This window comes from Azohydromonas australica DSM 1124 (assembly GCF_000430725.1).
Classification (GTDB): domain Bacteria; phylum Pseudomonadota; class Gammaproteobacteria; order Burkholderiales; family Burkholderiaceae_C; genus Azohydromonas; species Azohydromonas australica.
The window spans coordinates 1-19697 of sequence record NZ_AUMO01000110.1; the positions used below are offsets into that span (position 1 = coordinate 1).

Annotated in this window: 15 protein-coding genes; 8 read left to right on the top strand and 7 right to left on the bottom strand. The window is 63.9% G+C overall.

Features of this window, described 5'->3' with window-relative positions:
- The coding region (locus H537_RS43665) for a tyrosine-type recombinase/integrase (RefSeq protein WP_043459040.1) at positions 1-610 on the top strand (610 nt) is incomplete at its 5' end.
- 105 nt (positions 611-715) lie between these two features.
- Here the strand turns inward: H537_RS43665 and H537_RS0116750 are convergent.
- Together H537_RS0116750 and H537_RS43670 are read right to left on the bottom strand one after the other, a co-directional pair.
- Positions 716-1828 (bottom strand): J domain-containing protein, encoded by a 1113-nt coding sequence (locus H537_RS0116750; RefSeq protein ID WP_028998793.1) that lies wholly within the window; start codon positions 1826-1828, stop codon positions 716-718.
- Between the two features lie 155 nt (positions 1829-1983).
- The gene (locus H537_RS43670; RefSeq protein ID WP_051242809.1) at positions 1984-4938 is read right to left on the bottom strand and encodes an ankyrin repeat domain-containing protein; all 2955 of its coding nucleotides are present in this window, start codon (positions 4936-4938) and stop codon (positions 1984-1986) included.
- Between the two features lie 138 nt (positions 4939-5076).
- On the opposite strand from H537_RS43670, the gene H537_RS49400 reads away from it, so the two are divergent.
- The 5 genes from H537_RS49400 to H537_RS43690 all read left to right on the top strand — a co-directional run bounded on the left by H537_RS49400 (position 5077) and on the right by H537_RS43690 (position 13822).
- Positions 5077-5742, top strand: a complete 666-nt coding sequence (locus H537_RS49400) for an MbcA/ParS/Xre antitoxin family protein (RefSeq protein WP_051242812.1) — start codon at positions 5077-5079, stop codon at positions 5740-5742.
- The gene (locus tag H537_RS43680) at positions 5735-6370 is read left to right on the top strand and encodes an RES family NAD+ phosphorylase (protein WP_051242814.1); all 636 of its coding nucleotides are present in this window, start codon (positions 5735-5737) and stop codon (positions 6368-6370) included. The genes H537_RS49400 and H537_RS43680 overlap by 8 nt, the downstream gene beginning before the upstream one ends.
- Before the next feature lie 2030 nt (positions 6371-8400).
- Positions 8401-9051 (top strand): AAA family ATPase, encoded by a 651-nt coding sequence (locus H537_RS0116770; RefSeq protein ID WP_084150741.1) that lies wholly within the window; start codon positions 8401-8403, stop codon positions 9049-9051.
- Between the two features lie 3 nt (positions 9052-9054).
- On the top strand, positions 9055-10377 hold the full coding sequence (locus tag H537_RS43685; RefSeq protein WP_156901778.1) for a ParB/RepB/Spo0J family partition protein: 1323 nt from the start codon (positions 9055-9057) through the stop codon (positions 10375-10377).
- A 2005-nt stretch (positions 10378-12382) separates the two neighbouring features.
- Positions 12383-13822, top strand: coding sequence for a replication initiation protein (locus tag H537_RS43690; protein WP_051242816.1), 1440 nt, complete (start codon positions 12383-12385; stop codon positions 13820-13822).
- 61 nt (positions 13823-13883) lie between these two features.
- Here H537_RS43690 and H537_RS53015 read toward each other — a convergent pair whose 3' ends face one another.
- On the bottom strand, positions 13884-14207 hold the full coding sequence (locus H537_RS53015) for a hypothetical protein (RefSeq protein WP_156901779.1): 324 nt from the start codon (positions 14205-14207) through the stop codon (positions 13884-13886).
- A gap of 982 nt (positions 14208-15189) precedes the next feature.
- Positions 15190-15930: a hypothetical protein gene (locus tag H537_RS53020; protein ID WP_156901780.1), complete on the bottom strand. Its 741-nt coding sequence runs from the start codon at positions 15928-15930 to the stop codon at positions 15190-15192.
- Between the two features lie 260 nt (positions 15931-16190).
- Between H537_RS53020 and mobA the strand changes: the two genes are divergently transcribed.
- Both mobA and H537_RS0116800 read left to right on the top strand, forming a co-directional pair.
- Positions 16191-16487, top strand: a complete 297-nt coding sequence (gene mobA / locus H537_RS0116795) for a plasmid mobilization protein MobA (RefSeq protein WP_051242818.1) — start codon at positions 16191-16193, stop codon at positions 16485-16487.
- Positions 16488-16586: 99 nt separating this feature from the next.
- Positions 16587-16823, top strand: coding sequence for a hypothetical protein (locus H537_RS0116800; protein WP_028998798.1), 237 nt, complete (start codon positions 16587-16589; stop codon positions 16821-16823).
- 316 nt (positions 16824-17139) lie between these two features.
- Here the strand turns inward: H537_RS0116800 and tnpC are convergent, their stop codons facing one another.
- From tnpC to H537_RS0116815, 3 genes are all read right to left on the bottom strand, one after another.
- Positions 17140-18747: an IS66 family transposase gene (gene tnpC, locus H537_RS0116805; RefSeq protein ID WP_028998780.1), complete on the bottom strand. Its 1608-nt coding sequence runs from the start codon at positions 18745-18747 to the stop codon at positions 17140-17142.
- Between the two features lie 108 nt (positions 18748-18855).
- Positions 18856-19206, bottom strand: coding sequence for an IS66 family insertion sequence element accessory protein TnpB (tnpB, locus tag H537_RS0116810; protein ID WP_028998779.1), 351 nt, complete (start codon positions 19204-19206; stop codon positions 18856-18858).
- A complete protein-coding gene (locus H537_RS0116815; protein ID WP_028998778.1) occupies positions 19182-19616 on the bottom strand; it encodes a transposase in 435 nt (144 codons plus the stop codon). The genes tnpB and H537_RS0116815 overlap by 25 nt, the downstream gene beginning before the upstream one ends.
- Positions 19617-19697: the final 81 nt, after the last annotated feature.

Consider the following 19697-nt stretch of genomic DNA (forward strand, 5'->3'; position numbering starts at 1 on the left):
CGCCGCGCGGCGCGACCATCTGGAGTGGATACCGCCCTCGCAGCAGGGCGACGGCGGCTGGGTGCTGCACGTGGTGGGCAAGCGCAGCAAGTACCGCGAGGTGCCGCTGCCCGAGGACCTGGTGCACGCCCTGCAGGCCTATCTGGCCGCGCGCGGGCTGCCCGACGGCCTGGAGCACGTGCCGCCGGGCACGTACCTCATCGGCAAGGTGGACGACCTGTACCTGAAGCTGCCCAGCGCCGGCCGCATGGACGTGGTGGACGCCTCCGGGACCATCGAGACCGTGACGGCGCTGCCGGACGGCACCCCCACCTACAAGGGCGACGGCGTGCGCCCGCAGACCATCCACGACGACCTGCAGCGCCTCTTCGAGCGCGTGGCGCAGCGCCTGGAGGGCAAGGACCGGCTGGGCGCGCAGCGCCTGCGCCTGGCCTCGGCCCACTGGCTGCGCCACACCAGCGCCAGCACGGCGGTGGCTGCCGGCGTTCCGCTGGACGTGGTGGGCGCGCTGCTGGGCCACGCCAGCCTCACCACCACGTCGCAGTACGTGCACGCCGAGTCGCACCGCGTGGCCAAGGAGATGAAGAAGCTCTGGAAGCAGCTGGGCTGAAGCTCGGCGTCCCAGTGCCGCTTGAGCCACCGGGTCGCTGCTGAAGGGACTTCAGGGTGACCTTCTGAAAGGTCAGCCCGCGACGATGGCCGACCGCCACGTTGGTCAGAAAAAATCGGTGCCGAAGTCGGCTTGGCGCAACAGCTGCTGCTGGCGCTTGAGCCAGCGCTTGGTCGTGCCGACGTCTTCCAGCATGAGCAGGTCGCGCTGCTGCCGCTGCAGCTCGGCGCGCAGGCGTCGGGCATGGCCCTCCAGCAGCTGGCCCAGCTTGCGCGGATCCAGACCCCAGCCGGGGTCCAGGTTGAAATCCAACCGGAACATGGCCTCCACGCGGGCAAGCTCGTGCTTGAGCTCCTGCAGCTGCTCGGACAGCACCTTGTTGTAGTGCTTCAACCGCTCGTTGCCGGCCTTGGCGATGTGGTTGGCGTCGATCTGCTCGACCTGCAATTGCAGCTCCAGCAGGCTCAGCAGGTCGTTGGCCGCGTAGGCCTGGTTGACCTTCTGCATGAGTGCGTTCTTGGCCTCCCGCTGGCGCGGATCGGTTTCGCGGTCAGGGTGCAGGAGACTGGCGAGCTGGCGAAAGATCTCGCGCAGGGACTGCGTGGCCTGCTGGGCCTCGGCTTCCTTGCGCTGCTGTGCGGCGGTCTTTCGCCGGCGTGGGGTCGCCGCCTCACGCTCGGCGGCCGCGGCCTCCTCGGCTTGCTCCTGGGCTCGCATCCCCTGCTGCATGCGCTCGAGGAAATCGGCCTCGGTACGGATGCCTTCGTCGTCACCCAGGTCCAGTCCGGTCACGGCCTGCGCCAGGTCCTTCATGGCCAGGGCCACCTTCTGCCGCTCGGTGTCGAAGTCGACTTCAGCATGCTTGTCGAACAGTGCCTTCAGTTCGGCATCGTCGTCGCGGGTGCCTAGGAGTTCTCCAGCGGCCTCGCACAACAGCGTGCGCAGTGTCTCGCGCTCGGCCTTGGCCCAGCGGTGCTGCGTGAGCTGGGCATCCAGCGCGAAGGACCAATCCCGGCGCGCGGCCATGATCGCTGTCTGCAGCGGCAGCAGCACCTGGGTGTAGGCAGTGCCGTACACGGGAATGCTGTCGTGCCACGTTGCCAACGTGCGGCGCGCCTGCTCGATCTGTCGGATGAGGCTGTTGAAGCGCTTTTGCTGCGGCGTCAATGCCGGGCTGGCCTCGACCGGGGTGATCTGCAGGGCATCGATGCGGGACATGGGCCTGATCCGGCAGGAAAGGCGCCATTGTGGGTCAGGCTCCTGGCATCAACGACCAACAGTACCGCTGCCATGCCGGACACCAGACGCTTCGCGGTCCCACGGATACCGTGGGCCGGTGAGGTGTCAAGCCGCCCCATGCGGCATTGCGCCAGTCATGGTGAGGGTGGCGTCCGGCTGTCCGACACCGGTGTCGTGGCCATCACGCCCAGTTGGCTGAGCAGCTGCGCCGGCCGCACCCAATAAAGCGTCTCGCCACCACAGCCCCGGTCGAGCCATGCCAGGTTCAGCGCCTCGTATACCGGCTGCCAGCCCTCGCCATGGCGCAGCAGCATTGCTGGGTTGGGAAGGTAGCGACCGTGGCGCGCGCGGCGCCAGAGCCGGCGTGCCGGCCGGTAGTCGCTGTCCACTTCACCGCGGGCCAGCACGTGGTTCACGTAGCTGCGCTTGCGCCGCTTGTCGCTCCACAGGTGCGGCGGCAGGGCCTCGAGCACGCCCTGCAACTGCTCGGCAAAGAAGCCTTCCTGGTACTTCCAGGGCTCCAGCGGCCGCTGCGTGCAACGCGACCACTGGGTCTTGAGTCCCGCGAGCATGAGCGTGAGCATCCAGTACTCGCCTTGATGGCGCTCGATGCGCACCAGGCGGCCGTCGCTCTGCACATCCAGGGTTGGCGCAGAGAGCAGGTCGAAGAGTGCCGGCAATCCGGTCTTGGCGAACTCCGGCTCCTCCAGCGCGCGGTTGACCGCGAACAGCCAGGCCGTGTGCCCGAACTCGTCGCGCACATCCGGATCCGCGCCCTTGTCCAGTAGCGCCTGGACGAGGGCCGCGTTGCCGGCACGCGCGGCCAGCATCAGCGCCGTGGCGCCAACCGGCGTGCGGTGGTCCACGCCATGCACATCGGCCTGGCGCAGCACCTCCTTGAAGTTCTTCGCCGCATAGGGCTGCAGGTGGCGCTGACGCAGCGCGGCGACCGTGCGGCGCACCAGCATCTCTCCCTGCTCCCATAGCGGCACCCGGATGTCGCGCGTGTCATGCCAGCCGGCACCCAGGAACTCGCCGTCCACGACCAGGCTGCGCGCTGCCGGGAAGCTCACGGCAGCCAGCTGCTCGATCCAGTGCTGCTGGCCGTGCCACAGCGCGTAGTCGAAGATCGCCTGCCGGGGCTTGGTGCTCGGGCTGGTGGCATCGAAGGCCTTGAGCGCGAACTGCTCGATGTGGGCTTGGTCCCACGGCGTCCAGGGCACGGGGCGGTGCTGTAGGAAGACCTCACGGATAGCCTGCGCCTGCTCGGCCTTGCCCTGCAGCTCCAGCTTGCGCGCCTCCTGCGCCCACTCATCCTTGGTGGATGCCCGCGCGGACTGCAGGCTGGCCTCGCCGGGCCGCAGGCCCAGCAGGTCCAGCAGCGCATGGCCCGTTTCGCTCTCCACCAGCGTGAGCGAGCGCACCGCGCGCGTCATCGCCACGTACAGCGCGTTGACATAGAACTTGAACACCTCCAGCGAACGGTCGGACTTGTCCCGCGCGCGGGCGTACTCCAGTGTCTGGCGCTGGACATCAGCCGCGGTGACGCCCTCGCATACCTCGGCATAGGCCGCGCGCTGCCCGGACACCAGGTTGAACAGCACCACGTGCGGGTACTCCAGGCCCTTGGCCTCGTGCACCGAGAACAGCAGCGGGGTGCGGAAGTGCTCGCGCGCTGCGGCCTTGTCCTCGTCGCGCAGCACGATCACTGCGTGCTGCACGGATGCGCGCGTGGCCGCGTCCAGCGCCTTGAGCGCCGTGTCCTTGGCCGGCACCAGCGAGGCGTCGCCCTCCTCGCCTGACGTGCTCTCGACCAGGAAGTTGCTCTCGCGGTCCACCGAGCCGAAGCGCGACTGCTTGACCTTGAGCAGCCGGTTGGCCAGCTCCGTGACGTGGCGGGTGTTGCGAAAGTTGGCCTGCAGTACGTGCAGTTGCTGGCGCTGCGCCGCTGCGCCGGCCAGGCCGTGCCAGAACATCGTCTTTACCGCGGCCCAGGAGAAGAAGTTCGGGTGCACGATCTGGTTGCTGTCGCCGCACAGCAGGAACTGCCCCGGCGATTTCAGCGTGGCCAGCACCAGCGCCAGCTGCACCGGCGTGAAGTCCTGCACCTCGTCCACGACCACGAAGTCGTACTCGGGGGCGGCCAAGGGACGCCATTCGTGCGCCACCAAGTTGGCGTCAAAGAGCCCAGCCTCGGCCAGCCACTGGCGGTAACGCTGGAACAGCGCGTGCGCGCCCTCGCGCGCCGAAGCCGGCAGCAGGCTCTGGCGCGGACCCAGCGCCAGGTAGTCCGCCAGCGCCAGCGGCCCGCCGGGCTGGGCGCCGACGACGCCGCGAAACTCCTCGAACAGCGCATGGGCGTCGATGTCGCCGAGGTCGCGCACGGCCTGGCGGTGGCGGTCGAACCAGCCGCGAAAAGACCGCAGGTCCACCTCGCGCCCAGGAGGCACGCGCATGGTCTCCAGAAACTCGCGGAAGCTCAGGAACTCCGCTTCCTGCGCCGGATTCTCAAAACCATGGGCGCCGTAGAGCGAGATTGCTCCCTGCGCGAGGTAGGGCGAGAGCGTGACGTACAGCACCCGCCCGGGCAGCTCGCGCAGCCGGGAAATGGTCAGCGCCGTCTTGCCCGAGCCGGCGGAGCCGGCTACCACCAGCGGCAGGGGCTGCCGCGCCAGCGCGTCCTGCGCATCGTCGAACACGACGGGCTTGTCCAGTAGCTCGAACTGCGCACGCTGCGGATGCAGCCAGTGCAGCGGCGCGAACTCCGCCTCGGGCACCGCTGCGGGTTCGGCCGGCGGCTCGTGCTCGATCTTGGCCTCGTCCACCGCCGCGCCGCGCAGGAAGCGCGAGTGGTCGTAGGCGTGGTTGAGGATGACCTCCAACGCCAGGCACACGGTCTGGCCATCGATGCGCGCGAACTGCAGCAGCAGCCGGTTGGCGTGGTCCAGCCGCGCGCGGTAGTACGGCCCCGCATGCAGCTTCTTCACGTCGGCGGAGCGGAAGTCGCCGGCCTCGATGGCTGCACGCACCTTGTCGAACGCCGGCCGCACGCGGCGCAGATCAAGATCCTTGTACTGGAGCAAGCGCATGGGCTGATGGGCTGGTGCGTCAGAGCGGAAGGATGCCGTACCGGTAATTGTCCGGTACGCCGCCCGCATGAAACCGCTGCCTTCATGCTTTCTGTGGTCTTGCTACCATGAGCACGGAAAACACGCTCCCACCCTGCCATGCCACGGCTCAACGCATCCCTCTCCTTCGAAGTGACGGTGCATCGCTCCAGTGCCGACATCGAACGGCTGCGCCTGCGGGAAGAAGCACTGCGCAACACCGTGAATGCCCTGGCTGAGATCGCCACCGAGCGGCTGCTTGCCCAGGGCGAGCAGTTGCATGAGCGGCTGGTGGAAGACTTCCTGCAAGGCGTGCAGTTGACCCCACTGGACGTGCGCCGCGCGCGCATGACGGCTGAAGCCCTCAAGGACATCTTCCGCAACGCCGAATGGCTCAGCACCGAGGAGATGGGTGAGCAGGCTGAAGCAGCCGAGGCGCTGGTCTGCGGGACTGCGGTCAGGCCGCAAGACATCCCGGCATCACAGCGCCGGGCAGCGGCTTCCAAGGTCAACCGCTGGAAGCGCGAGGGGCGGTTGTTCTCGATTCCGCGGCAGGGGCGGGATTGGTATCCGCGCTACGCCGTCGATGCGATGTTCCGCCCGTTGCCCATCGTCCAGCGCATCGTGAACGTTTTTGGCGAAGGCTCGCCGCTGCGCATCGCCAGCTGGATGGAGTCGCCGAACTCCTACCTGGACGGCCAGCGTCCCCGTGAGTTGCTGGAGAAGGCGCCGCAGTTGGTGCTTCACGCGCTGGAGCAACACCGCGCGGGCGCCCTGCATGGATGAGCTGATCGCAGCGATCCAGGGCACCCCTCACCTCGCACAGGTCAACATCGATGGCTGGTGGCGAGTGCATCCCAGCCGCTACGCCGGCGACGCCTTCAATCCCAACCCCGCCAGCCATGCGCGCTTCAGCCCGCTCAGACGCCCTGACGGGACGGTGCTGCCGGTGATGTACGCCGCTGACAGGGTTGAAGGCGCGCTGATGGAGACGGTGTTCCACGAGGCACCCTGTCCATCTGCCGGTGCGCATCTGCAGCGCGCCGACATCGAGGCCAAATCCTTGGTGCTGTCGCAATTGAACTGCAGTGGCCCGCTCACACTGATCGACCTCAGCAGCACTGGGTTGCGCCGGATGGGACTGCTCAGAAGCCAGGTCATCGATACCAACGCCGTGCGCTATTCCGCCACTCGTGCGCTGGCACAGCATCTGTATGAACGCATGCCACAGGCGCAGGGGCTGCTATGGATGTCCAGGCTCTTCGACCAAAGCCGCTCCGTGGTGCTGTTCGCGGATCGGATCCCGGTACAACACATCAGCGTTGCCGCGCTGCAGCGTAGCGTCCTGGACGCCGGTGTAGAGGAAACGATCATGGACCTCATTGATCAGCTGGGCATGCGCTATCTGAGTTGAGCACTGACCCAAGCAGTTCTTACAGGCTCCATATACCCCGTCAAAAACTTGTGCCATTGCCACAATACATCACTGTGGCGACAGAGAATCTCCAACGCAAACCGGTACATTCTTTCCGGCCTCGCTGTACAGCATGTACATCGCTCAATAGGCGAGTTTGAGAAGTTCGCTTGGGGCCGCAGACGGCGTTGAACGGCTTGAAATAAGCAGGCAAGACCGCTCGCAACATGTGCCCTGGTATGCCGTACTGAGCCGGCATGCAGCCTCTCCTCAACATGAATGAGCAGTTCGGAGGTGGTGCACCGCCCTTGAAGGCGCCGGAGCCCCTAGCGCACAATTGGTTTGCTCCGGAGCAAACGAGGCAGGAAGCTACTGACAGGCGCGTTGGACCTAGAACAGCCTTAACGGAAAGACCCGCACGCAATGCGCTCGCCCTCGCGTCCACCGGGCCTTAGCAGACAGTGCGCCGATCAGCATCTCAACTTCGATCGCAATGCCGACCGAGTTCGGCATGCACCTATTACAGAAGGCCGACCATAAAACAACGGCTTACTGACGGAGCAGGTTCGGCAAGTTGCTGCAGACCCATCAAGACTGAACAGTGGTCCGTTTGCTCCGGCGCAAACCAGGCAAAGAAAGCAGGGAGCTGCCCTTGCCTCACCGACCCAATAGCACTTGCAGCCGCCGACAAGGACGGTCACAGGGGGCTTGGTGATTAAGCTTGCAGGCCCGGCAGGTTGCTGCACTTCGCTATGACCACGCGCCATGTCGTTTGCTCCGGCGCAAACGGAGCAAGCACCTTAAGTGAACGACCCGGTTCTCTCAATCATCTGTGGTGCGGTGCTGCAGCCGGAAGTTCGTCATGGAACCATTCGTGAGCGGGCCTGCAGGTGAGAAGGCACCACACAGTATCAAAACTCTTGTAGCCCAACCCATCTCGTTTGCTCCGGCGCAAACGTCCCCCGGCGAAGACAGAGCACATGATTCTGGCCCAGTGCAATGCTCAAGCAGCCCGGCCACAGAAGAGCATCCCCGAGACAACTCCCGTCACGTCTTGCAAGGTCTTTGTGCCTGAACACCATGTCGTTTGCTCCGGAGCAAACGAATCAACCAGCTGGCGCGGCTGCCTTGCACTTTCAGCCATGAGGTGCTGTCCTGAAGTGCGCCACAGGCACAGGGATGGCCGCACCGGTCGATCTGGTGTGCCGCCTCATCAAGCCCGCAGCTGTGCCTGAACTCGTTTGCTCCGGCGCAAACGATAACCAAGCACACCAAGGGTGCCCTGGTGCGGAGCCAGGCCGTGCCGGATGCCATGGCTCACCGGCATGAGATTCAGTCCGATCGCGGACCGAGGGACCGCTACATCCAAGACACCAAGACGAACGACCAGCGCGGCGCAGACGGTGGCGCCGCTGTCCACGCTGGACAAGGCTCGCGCCCGCATGCAGTTACGGTCCCGTGCAGTGCTGCATCACTCAACCTCCATCGGTGAACACGTACGGACTCGATCCCAGTGGTGCGGTTTCAGCCAAGTCAGCCGCAGCCGCCGCGCTCAATGTAGAGGGTGCCTCGCACGGGTCTGAAGACGTCCAGCGGTCCACCATTGCTGGCCTATAGACGTTCGAAATGCACACTTGTGAGCTGTGCAATAACTTCTCAAGCTAGGACCAGACTTGATCGATCGGATCAGACGCAGGGCAAAGGTACAGCCACAACGCCCCGCGTGCCTCAAGAGCCTCGCGCCCATTGCACGTTTGGTGCGCGCTCAAATCACCCGCCATGAAGCGCCTAACTTGGACAAGGAACAATCGGCTGCCAATGACACCATTGGCCACCAACGACACCTTCGAGTCAGTCTGACGCAGCTCACATATGAGCATCCTGTTATGCCACTGCGCATACGGCCCATAACCAATGCGGCGCCGCCCGCGTGCCGGTCGACCTCAAGTGGCTAAAAAACCTCAAAGCTATTGAAGAAAACACTCGATGGCTACTACCATATATGGATTGGTTAAAAAACAAGTGTTTTCATGATCATAACTTTTGGTACTGAAAAGGGAGGTGTGGCAAAGACGGCGCTTGCGCGGAACTTGGCCGCATGGGCGCACACACGGGGGGTCAGGACATGCCTCGTCGATACGGACCGGCAGATGTCGGCAGCGACCTGGATTGCGCTGCGACAGAAGCGCGCCATGCCCGTGTGCGACGTGGAGTCCCAGTGGAACAACCCGGAGAAGCTTGGCAAGACCCTGCAGCGCCTGGAGAGCGAGTACGACCTGGTGGTGGTGGACATCCCTGCGCAGGGTTACCAGCAACTTGCAGAAGCAGCAAAGAAGTCGTCCCTGGTACTGATGCCCACTTCAGAAGACGAGGACGACGTGCGCAGCCTGCACTCGTCCTGGGATTACCTGCAGGCACTCAAGCTGAAGAATACGAAGACCTTGGTGGTGATGGCCAAGGTCGGGACTTCGTTGCGTGCGAAACAAACTGAAGCCGCTGTTCGAAAGAGGCTTGCCAACCTCGGCATGTCGGTCGTCGATTCCACGCTCTACGACCGTGACGTCTGGGGCGAGTCCGCGCGCACTGGCAAAGCCATCCACGAGCTGCAGAATCGCCAAGCCAAGAACGAGGTGTTGAGCTTCTTCGACGAGTTGCTCGCCATCGCCGCACAGGAGGAGTAAAAGGTGGCATCCCCAGTACAGAAAAACAAGGAACGCGACTCCAAGGCACTGAGCGTCTTCTCGAAGAAGACGAACAGGCCGTCACCCGAGGAGTTGGTTGAGCAAATCGACCAGTTGGGGGTCAGGGCGCCGGCGATTCCATTGAGCTTTGCAACAGCGGGCCGTACTGAAGAGGCCCCCGCGCCTGCGTCCACCACGGCCGCGCCGGCGATGCCAAGCGTGCAGGCTCCTGCCAAGCCCGCAGCGTCGGTCCTGGTCACACAGCCATCACCGGCAAGCGAGCAGCAGCCCTACATGCTGCTGGACGTGCCGCTGAACCTGATCGTCGAAAACCCTCGCAATCCCCGGCGCAACTTCCAGCTCGGGGCTCTAGAGACGCTTGGCAGGTCGATTGCCGACAATGGCCAGGATGCGCCAGTGCAGGTATGGCGGCGCCACGATGGCCGGTTCCAGCTCAGTGACGGTCACCGTCGATTCAGGTCCGCTACTTTGAAGGGCTTTCAAAGCCTGCGGGTAGAAGTGATCCCGCCCCCGAAAAGCATTGCGGATGGGTATGTGAAGGCCAGGCGCGCCAACACTGAACGCATGGCCCAATCGGTGCTGGACGACGCCATGTCCTTCCGTGAACTGCTTCGCGACGAAGAACTCGCTGCCGAAGCAGGGCTTGCCGACAAGCTCATGGGCAACGCAGTCCGGATGGGACTGATCCCAGAGAACGGTCCCGACCTGGATGAGGCTGGCCGCACGGCGTGGGAGGAGCTGAGGAGGGGCATCATCGTCAATGGGCGCCTCACGAACCGCGGGCTGGCGCTGCTGGTCGAAGAGAACGAGAGTGCAGTCTCTCGGAAGGTGAACCTCGGTAACCTGCCCGAGCCGGTGCTGGAAGTATTCGCGCAAGATGTGGAGGCCAGCAACAACCTCAAGCTCATGACGGCGGTACGCAAGTACTGGGAGGCGGACAAGGCCCGCAGCACGGACGGGCAGCATGTCGAACGCGCTGTGGCTTTGGCTCAGAAAGCGATACGTCAGGAGTTGTCCACCAAGGACATCATGCGGATGACGGACAAACTCAAGAGCCCGCCGCAAGCCGAGGTACCAGCCACCAAGGAGCGTTCCCACTTGCTGGCGTACCGATACAGCAGCGGCGCGCAATTGACCATGAAGGCGTTCCACGAGAAGGAGCGCTTCTCGCTGGACATGACACGCGTCGGAGACGATGCCAAATTCGCGCAGCTCAGCGACGGCATCCGCAAGCTGGTGGAGAGCATTTACGGCAAAGGCGAACTGCAACAGGTCACCGGACCAGCCAAAAGCCGCAAGGAGTGATCCCGTCATTGGATCGATACGAGGGACGGGAGTCAGGAGGGAGCCTGGCGGGCTGATCACGGCGCAGCACGGGCGCCCAGGTCCTCTCCCAACGCTCCCCAGCCACGACAGCTTCCTCGCGTCGCGAGCGCCCACCGCGCAACGCCCCCTCCCGAGCCCAGGACCTACGATGGCTTGGATAGCCCTGATGGACACGTGAGCGATGGTGGGAAACTTTGTGCCGTCTGAGGCAAGAAGCTGCTGAACGCAGCCGTCAGCGGGCGAGCGGGCTGCTTCGGCACGGGTGCCGTGCTGTCAACCAGCGGACGCATGCACAGGCCGAGCAGGCTGGGGCAGCACAAAGTTTCCCACCATGCCCAAGGACAGCGGCCGGCTCCATGCAGACTCAAAAGGCGGCTTCCTGCCCAGGCGCATGCCGGAGGTAGCACAAACTTTCCCACCATCCGGTCGGGCAGAAGAGGGCACAAGGCCCGGGGAGATGCTGGTCCGCGCCAACGTGGCCCCAACCATCGCTGGCGCGAGCGCCCGCCACGGCCCGCAAGGTGGCACAAACTTTCCCACCATGCAGCCAACCCAGAGGAATCACGAGCTCTGGCGCGGCTCATCCGTGGTGGTCACCCACAAGCCGCCATGGCGTGACTGCCTGGTGCCGTGCATGAATTAGCACAAACCTTCCCACCATCGAGACTCCCTGAGAAATGCCGCGGTCCCAAGTGACGTTCCCTGTCCCGCGGCATGGCCCAGGTCGCCATCAGTGCGGCGTCCGCCCCCGCGTGCGAGTCGGCACAAACTTTCCCACTATGCAACCGCCCTGAAAGGCGTTGCGAGCGATCGCGGACCGGTCCTCTCCACGGGACCCGTCCACCTCTGGCGCGGCTGCTGCCTGGAGCCTGAGGCAACCGTGACACAGCACAAACCTTCCCACCATCCAGGCCCACTGAGCAGAACTGCGCCCCTCGAGTGACGCACCTCAGTGCTGCGACATGACGTGTGGGCCACCGCTGACGCGGCTGTCGACCGCAGCGTGCGAGGCGGCACAAACTTTCCCACCATGCAGCGCTCCCGAATGAAGGTGGTACCCCTGGTGGGCCACGCTTGCACGGCTGCTTCCAGCGCCCCGCAGGCGCGGCTGCCCGCTACAGCACACGAGCCAGCACAAACCTTCCCACCATCCAGGCTGACGCGAAGAGCCGTACTCCCGACTGACGCTCTTATGCGCCACGATCCAACCCAGACCACTGCCAGCGCGGTTGAGCGTCGCGGCGCACAAGCCAGCACAAACTTTCCCACCATGCAGTTCTCGGTGGCGCAGTGGCTGGCGAAGCTCTGGATGCTCGCCTCACCCAGCACCTATCCCGCGCCACGCATCGATCCAACGTGCCCAGCCACGGAAGTGCGGGCTGGCACTTCAGGAGGCCACCGGTGCGATGTGTCGTGCCAACTCGCCCGGCAATCGGGGCGGGCAAGCCTAGCGCCCCGTAAAAACGGTCCACCCAGCGTTGCTCAGCATTGGATACAGCTTCGGAAAGGCGGCGGTCATTGGTCGGCATCGAATGGCTTTGAGCTGGAAGTGCATTTCCCGACCAGCTAGCCAGCTTATTTTAATTAACAGCCAGCAAGCATTAAAGGCTCAAAAATCCTTTACGCATCAACAACTTACTGTCGCAAAGGTGGGAAGGTTTGTGCTGAAAATGGACCAAGGTGGGAAACTTTGTGGTGAATAACTGGGAAAAGTGGGAAGGTTTGTGCCGGCCAAGGTGGGAAGCTTTGTGCTGGAAAGTGGGAAAGTTTGTGAAAGGTGGGAAGGTTTGTGCTCACCAAGGTGGGAAACTTTGTGCTGCTTGCCCCGGGCCCCGGCTTCTGAGTTTCAGGTGACACCTGCTTCAGCTTTCCGCCAGCAAAAATCTGTGGTGTTTTTGTGGCTATGGTGGTATCTGATGTTGACCTGTTCCCACCATCCCCTTAAATTGCCGTTTCGCCAACAGCTTGCCTGTCTGTAGCTCGCATGGACACCAACCAGCCAGTAGGAAACTTTGGGGGTGAGCAGTACGCGCTACAGCTCTTTGAGGAAACCGTGGGCCGAAAGGGTCGCTCTGCGACCATCGCTGACGCGGAAGGCGACCTCTCTTTCCCGAAGAACAACGTCTTCGTCGATGTCTCGGGTGCCACGGTCCTCACCCGACGGGCGCTCAACGTGATGAACTACCTGGCGTGCAGTGCGCCCGTGGAACAGCTGGAGTTCGAGTACGACGTTGATTACTTCAAGTTTTTGGTGAACTACCCGAGCCGCAACCACAAGCACCTGGTCGAGGCGCTGCGGGAGGCGCAGAAGGCCAGCGTGGTCGTCCGGCGGGAGAGGCCGGACGCGTCGGCTGGAGGGACCAATCCGGAGTTCGTGTCGATTCCGCTGGTGGGTCTCGTCGGGCTGGCCAATGGGCGGGTCTATTTCAGGTTCGACCCGGCCATGCGCAAGCTGCACAAGACGTACCGGGGCTATACCTTCTTGTCACTGCGTATCACCTCCAACTTCCGATCGACCTACGCCCACGCCCTGTACGAGAAGCTAAAGTCCGTCGAGTTCAAGGGGTCCCCCACGGAGTGGTTGACCGTGGAGGAGGCCCGAACCTGGATGGGCGCCCATGACGCGAAATTCATGGACGAATTCAAGGAGTTCCGCCGTTATGCGCTGACGGTGGCCCTGCAGCAAATCAACGAGATGTCGGACTTGTACGTCGAGTACGAGACCAGGACAGCGCAGGGCTCAAAGAAGGTGACGCACCTGCGCTTCACCTTCAGGGAACAGGAGGGCGCAATGGTGCTGTCGTTGCGGCAGACCGAGACGCGCAAGACCATCTACGACACGCTCAAGGGGGAATTCGGTGTCGGTGCGTCCGACATCCAGGCCCTCATGAAGGATCCCGAGACGTACACGCCGGAGCAAATCCAGGAAGCCATCGAGTTCGTTCGTCATCGCGTGGCGAACAACACCAAGAAAGTGCGCTTCCCCGGGCGGCTGTTCCTGAAGGCGCTGAAGGAGGGGTGGACGGTACCTACGGCCGAGCTCAAGGGCCAAGTGGAACGCACGGCTGTGCAGCCGGTGCGAAGCAATGTCGCTGCGGAGGGCGTGGCCCAGGAACACACCAAGGCGCTCGACGCGGAGCTGCGCAAGGCCTTCGAGCGTGAATCGGAGCAGGGCTTCAAGCGCTACGTTGAGAGTCCTGCCGAGCTGCGTGCGGAACTGTGGACCTCGTTCACGCGCACGCATCGCTACCGCGCTCTCAAGAAGCAGCTCTCGCTGGACCCCATCAAGGACGCGGCTCCCGACACCCTGCTGATGTCCAACGACCGGCTGCGGCAAGCATTTGGTGACCACGTTCGTCTGGCACTCGACAAGGTAGCCAAGAAGAAAGCCCTCGCCGCTCAGACCAGCCTAGGCCTTGCTTGAGCAGCAGGCGCAACGAGCGCGACCGCAATCTTCTATTAGCCTTAAAAGGCTAACTCGCGGCCTACAGCACGCGCTGATCCAATGCGGATTTCAGCATCACGAAGGCTTGCAGGTGCTCGGCTAGCGGCTTTGTCCGCTGTGCCCGAGCCTCGGCTGCCTCGCGCTCGCGCTTCCGGTCTTCGCGCTCGTTGGCCAGCGTGGTGCGGCTCTTGATCGACGCTGGCAGCGTGGTTTCACGGCGCACCGGTGGCGGAGCCGTCCAGTCACGGCCAGAGCGCACCAGGAACCGCAGGAAGGCTACCGGCTTGTCGCCATCGAGAATGGCTAATAGCGCCCGCCCGGCAACGTGCTGCAGCCGCACCCCGAGTGGGCTGGATAAACGCATTACTCCGCACAGCTGCTGTCGTTGCTGGAAAACGTCTTGCCGACCGCGTGACGCAGTGCTCGTTTCCAACGTGCCGGCGCACGCCGGTTGCTCGTGAACGGGCCAGACGTTGTGGTGTCAGGCGCTAATCGGACGATTTCAGCAACCGGCTCGCCGACGGCGAATCGTGTTTACCCAGGAGCGGAGGTATATCCGTGAAGCGGCTGTTTCCTGTGAACGAAGCGCTCACCGCCCGGCATGCCGCTGCCCTGAAGATCATTGCAGCAGATCTGAGCTGCCCCGTGGATGCGGTCTACATCGGCAACGGGGCCAGCTGTCGGTGGCGGTCAGAAAGCACGGTTTTCCGGTGGTGACGACGCGCTTTTCGGGCGCGAGCGTTGAAGGAGCCCGCCACCCTTGGCGCCCTGTAGGGCGCCAAGGGTGGCGGAACTGACCGTTCAAGCTGTGGCTCTAGGCATTGACAACGCGCGCTACCTGAGGCCCGCTGTGCCTGTCGCTACGATCCAGCCGCTGCCGCCATGCCGTCCACGAACGCATCCGCCCGACTTTTCCTACAGCGCCCGGTGCCGCGCGCAGGTGTTGGCGTGCAGGCTGTGCAACCGCAGACATCGGTACTGCGGCCGTGAGTGCTCTGGTCAGACTCGCGCGAGCGCCGCTGCGAGGTGGCCCAGCGCTACCAATGCAGCTCACGAGGACGGCAGCTTCATGCCCAGCGCTCGCGGCGCTGGCGCGTGCGTTAGTAGGCCGCAGCGGAGTCCATCACGGTAAGCCGTCCTGATTGACGCCGCCGGCAGCGTAACGCACCAGGTTGCTCTGCGGCCTTGATTGGCGCTTCAATTCCTGCAGCTGTCGTCACGGCCGTTCCGATGCCTATGCGGCCCTGTCCGTGGCAGCCGCTCACGCCCTATGTGCGCCGTAGCTTCCTGGGCCGCGCCCGGTGCCGCGACGGCTTTCCCTGATCCAAGCCGCTGGATGGCGGTGATTACAGATCGCTAACTGTGTGCCGCCGTGCAGGTCGTGTGTTGGCGGCGCTGTCACCTGACGCACCGCCCGATCCGTCCTCCCGAACAGACCTATGTAGATCGATGAAGTCGTTTATGAATTTGTTCCACGGGTTTTCAAGTCGGCTATCCACTTCGCAATCCACTTCGCGATCCACTCGGCTATCCACTTCGCAATCCACTTCGCAATCCACTTCGCAATCCACTTCGCGATCCACTTGGGTGCCTCTTGTGGTGTCATTCGGGCTGTTCACAAGGCTGCCTCCCGTGCGATCCACGTGGCTGCTCCCGTGCTCGTTCCCTGGCGAGGTCTCCAGACGTTTCTCAACGGGTGAAGGCTTATGTGTCAACAGAGCGTGCACGCCCGCGTGCTCGGATGCGTCCTGATCGTCTGCCACTGCTTGTCCTGCGGAGAGTTCTTTCCCCTTTGCGTTTTTGTTGCACGTGGCAGCAACAACGCTGCGTCTGCAACGCTGTTTCTTTGTACTGCGCAAACGGCTCAGGTTGTTCTTCAACGCATGCGGCGAAATTTCCAGCCCAGTCCCTCGCAGGATGTTCGCGATGTCGTCCATGGAGTATCCCCGGCGCTGCAGCTCCGTGAGCTCGTCGGCCATCCGGGCAATGGCCTGCTGCAGCGTCAACTTCTGCTTGGTCTCTTCTTGCGCAGGTATCTCCCGCAGCTTCAACCGGAGGTCATCGACCTGTTCAACGGTGATCGCCATGGGGCCATCCGTTTCCTGAAGCGAAGTTGATCCACGCGGGATTGTTATCCGCGTTCTAGACATAATACGGAACGAGTGATACGGTGCTGTACCGGGCAAGGGGCATGGTGCCGGGACAGGGTAGGGCGTGTACTACCGCCGCCAGCGGCGTCCGTACAACCGGCTGTGCTCCAGTCGTTGCACTGCCTGCGCTGCGCCTGCCCACCTGCTCAGGGCTGCGCCCTGAGGCCCCGCTGTGCATGGGAGGCTCACCAGTGAGCATGAGCGAAAAGCGCAAGCGCACAGGACTTTTGCCACCGGTCCGCTGCTACGAGGATGAGGAGCTGACCGTGCGCGAGAAGGCCACCGACTGCGGCATGAGCGTGGGCCAGTTCATGCTCTGCGCTGCGCTCGGACGCAGAACGAAGACACGCGTCGACGAGCACATCCTCAACGAGCTGAGGCTGCTCGGCGGACAGCAGAAGGCGCTGTTCCGCCAGGGTGGCGGTGCGCTGCAGCATGAGTACGCGGCGCTGCTGGCAGAGATCACGCGAGCCATCACGCGACTGGGAAGCTGAGCATGTTGGCCAAGGTGCTGCAACGCCGGCAGGACTGCAGATCGAGCTTCGACGCTCTCGTGAATTACGTGAGCGAGAAGCCGCAAGAGGACGACGACGATGAGTTCCATTCAAGCAACCGACAGCGGCACGACCAAGTTCTTGGAATTGCTCGTGAAAATCTCGGAGCACCAGAAGACCATCTGCAAGCTGCTGGACGAGTTGATGCAGCTGCTCGACATGCCATCCGAGTACGTCTTGAAATTGCTTGCGCGGCTGCTCGTGCCCATGGGCCACGGCATGGACAAACCAGCGCAGAACATGAAAATTGAAGTGATCCGCTCAGAGTTGCCCTAGACGTCACAGCGAGTCGGCTGACAGTCCATAGAGAAGCGCCTTCCCAAGAGCGTGATCGACTTAGAGAAGCGCAACAACCTCTGGAAGCCAAACGACGACGCGACATGCGAACAGCTAAAGCGGCTGTACGTGCCCGCCGACCTCAGCGGCGAAATAGGGACATTCCGCGCGCCAGCGCAGCGGTGTGCACTCTCCGCCGGTAATGGCCTGCGCGCCGGGCTTGGTTGCGGTCACGGCTTCTCCGACGTAAGCGCGCAATCTTCCCCGTACTGGCGGACGAGCGCTGGATATGCTTGCTGCCAGGCTGCAGCGGCGGTCAGCTCGCCGTCGGTCCGAGGTTCCAGGGCAGCAGCGCCTCGTAGTCGTCCACGGTGTTGGCCTTGGGCAACTCGGTCAGAAGCCGGCGCAGGTACCAGTAGCCGTCGATGCCGTTGGCGATGCAGGTTTGCAGCAGCGAGTACAGGTTCGCACTGGCGTTGGCACCGGCCACTGTGTCGCTGAAGAGCCATGCCCGTCTGCCGACTACGAACGGACGGATCGCGTTCTCGCACACATTGTTGTCGATGACGTAGTTGCCATCATCAACATAGCGCTTGAGCTTGGACCACTGTCCGTGGGCATAGTGCAGCGCCTTGCCCAGCAGCGACTTGGGCATCACTGTGTGGAGCTTGGCCAGCAGCAGTCGCTCAATCTCATCAAGGATCGGAACGCTCTGCTGCTGACGTCGCTGCTTTAGTGCGCTGGCACTGAGCTCGTCCTTCCTGGCCACCGACTCGACGTGGTACAGCCGGCCGATGAGGTCCATGAACTGCACAGCCACCTGGTCGGGGCCACGCTTGTTCTTGGCCAGCGCCTGCACGGCGTCGTTGAACCGCCTGCGGCAGTGCGCCCAGCAGGCCAAGTGCACCAGCTTGTTGGCTTCAGCGACGTTGTCATAGGGATCGTAGCCGTCGCTCATCAGCACGCTGCCCGCATGTACGCCGGCATACAGATCCAGCGCGGTCTGAGCACTGCGCGACGGTGAGTAGGCGAAGAGCCGGATCGGCGGCCCGGTACCGTCGGTCCCCGACCCTTCGGTCATTTGCACCCACATGTAGCTCTTGGTCTGCGCCTTTCGCCCGGGCTCCTTGAGCACCTGGATCTCGGTCTCGTCGCCGTAGATCAGCGGCGCCTCCAGCAGCCGGTCGCGCATGAGGTTGATGAGGGGCTGCACAGCCTGGCCCACGCGCACGATGCCCGCGGCCATGGTGTTGCGCGACAGATCCGTGCCGCCGAAGCGCCCCAGCAGCGCCGCCTGGCGGTACAGCGGCAGGCCGTCGAGGTACTTGGAGGTGATGACCCAGGCCAGCAGCCCCTCGGTGAACAGTCCCTTGGGGATGACCTGCGCGGGCTTGGCCGCCAGGCGCAGGCCACCGTCACAGCACGGGCACGCGTACTTCACCCGCTCGTGGCGGATGACGCGCACCTGCTGCGGGATGATGTCGAGCTGCTCGCTGGCTTCCACGCCGATCTCCTGCAGCGTGGCACCGTCGTGCGGGCACACGCGCTCGGACTCGGGCAGTTCGTGGCGCACGACCTCGCGCGGCAAGGCTGGGTCCAGCGGCTTGCGGCCGCGCTTGGCGCGCTTGTGCGCCGGCACGTCGACGCTGTCGCCGTCCTGCGCGCAGCCTTCCTCAGCGGCTGGGGCAGCGCCGGCGCCGAGCTCCTCGGCCTCGTTGAAGAACAGGTCCTTCTGCTCGGTCCCGCGGACCTCGCTCTTGGCAGCGAAGAGCTGCCGCTTGAACCGGTTGAGCTGCTCCTGCAGCAGGTCACGCTCGGTGCGCACCACGCGCAGCTGGCCGACCAGCGCCTCGTTGCGGCAGGCAGCCTCGGTCAGCGCCTGCTGCAGGGCCTGGAACTCTTCGGCGCTGGGCATCTGCTGCATCGGCGGCGTTGTTCTCGTGGCGTCGGGCTGGGCCGGTGGGACGCCCCATTGTGCGAGAACTTCGCCGTGGCCGGTACCGCTGCAGCACCCGGCCGTCACCCCAGCGCGTCAGCCGACGTGCTCGTACACCCGCTGCGGATGCCGCCTCACGGCGGCTACGTTGATGCCCTCCAGCAGCCAGTGCAACTGCTCCACCGTCAGCGTCGGCACCGCCGCTTCGTCGGGCCAGACGAACTTATCGGCCTCGAGCCGTTTAAAAAGCAGCCAGAACCCGTTGCGGTCCCAGCCCAGGATCTTCACCCGGTTGCGCCGCTGGTTGCGGAACACGTACACGCACTCGGCGAACGGGTTAAGCCCCAGCGACTGCTCCACCAGCAGTGCCAGGCCGTTGATGCCCATGCGGAAGTCCACCGCCGGGCGGTGTAGGTAGACCTTCAGCCCTTCGTTGAAGCGGAACACCGCAGCCTCCCCAAGGCCTCGATCACGCTGCACGCCTGGTCCAGGTCGCAGCCGCGCAGGTCCAGCACGACGCCGTTGGGCAGCCGGGCCTGCAAGTTCACCACCGGTTCGGCCGTGGCCAGTTCAGGATGCTCGATGCGTACCGGCACGAAGTTCGGTGCCTGGGCCTCCACGATCTCGCCGCTGGGCGGCGTGCTCTGTGCCACTGAGCGTTCGTGCTGCCGTACCCAGCTGGCGAGCTGGTTGGCATTGACGCTGCATGCGCGTGCGATCTTGGCCAGCGACGCGCCCGGCTCCAGGCACGCCATGACCAGCTCGTGCTTGGCACCCTCGTCGTAGATGCTGCGCCCGTCACGCTTGTGGCCGATGACCAGCCGCTGCGCCAACTCGGAAAGATGACTGTCTGACATTACGTGCCCATCTGCCTACGTGGGCACGTACCTTCTCAACAGCCGTCACGGTCCTCAAGACGTGGTTAATTGCGCGCATAC

Excerpts from the sequence above, each read along its gene's own strand:
- H537_RS0116750 (WP_028998793.1), bottom strand. The coding sequence starts at position 1,828 with ATGTCCCGCATCGATGCCCTGCAGATCACCCCGGTCGAGGCCAGCCCG.
- H537_RS43670 (WP_051242809.1), bottom strand. The coding sequence starts at position 4,938 with ATGCGCTTGCTCCAGTACAAGGATCTTGATCTGCGCCGCGTGCGGCCG.
- H537_RS49400 (WP_051242812.1), top strand. The coding sequence starts at position 5,077 with ATGCCACGGCTCAACGCATCCCTCTCCTTCGAAGTGACGGTGCATCGC.
- H537_RS43680 (WP_051242814.1), top strand. The coding sequence starts at position 5,735 with ATGGATGAGCTGATCGCAGCGATCCAGGGCACCCCTCACCTCGCACAG.
- H537_RS0116770 (WP_084150741.1), top strand. The coding sequence starts at position 8,401 with ATGATCATAACTTTTGGTACTGAAAAGGGAGGTGTGGCAAAGACGGCG.
- H537_RS43690 (WP_051242816.1), top strand. The coding sequence starts at position 12,383 with ATGGACACCAACCAGCCAGTAGGAAACTTTGGGGGTGAGCAGTACGCG.
- H537_RS53015 (WP_156901779.1), bottom strand. The coding sequence starts at position 14,207 with ATGCGTTTATCCAGCCCACTCGGGGTGCGGCTGCAGCACGTTGCCGGG.
- H537_RS53020 (WP_156901780.1), bottom strand. The coding sequence starts at position 15,930 with ATGGCGATCACCGTTGAACAGGTCGATGACCTCCGGTTGAAGCTGCGG.
- mobA (WP_051242818.1), top strand. The coding sequence starts at position 16,191 with ATGAGCGAAAAGCGCAAGCGCACAGGACTTTTGCCACCGGTCCGCTGC.
- H537_RS0116800 (WP_028998798.1), top strand. The coding sequence starts at position 16,587 with ATGAGTTCCATTCAAGCAACCGACAGCGGCACGACCAAGTTCTTGGAA.
- tnpC (WP_028998780.1), bottom strand. The coding sequence starts at position 18,747 with ATGCAGCAGATGCCCAGCGCCGAAGAGTTCCAGGCCCTGCAGCAGGCG.
- H537_RS0116815 (WP_028998778.1), bottom strand. The coding sequence starts at position 19,616 with ATGTCAGACAGTCATCTTTCCGAGTTGGCGCAGCGGCTGGTCATCGGC.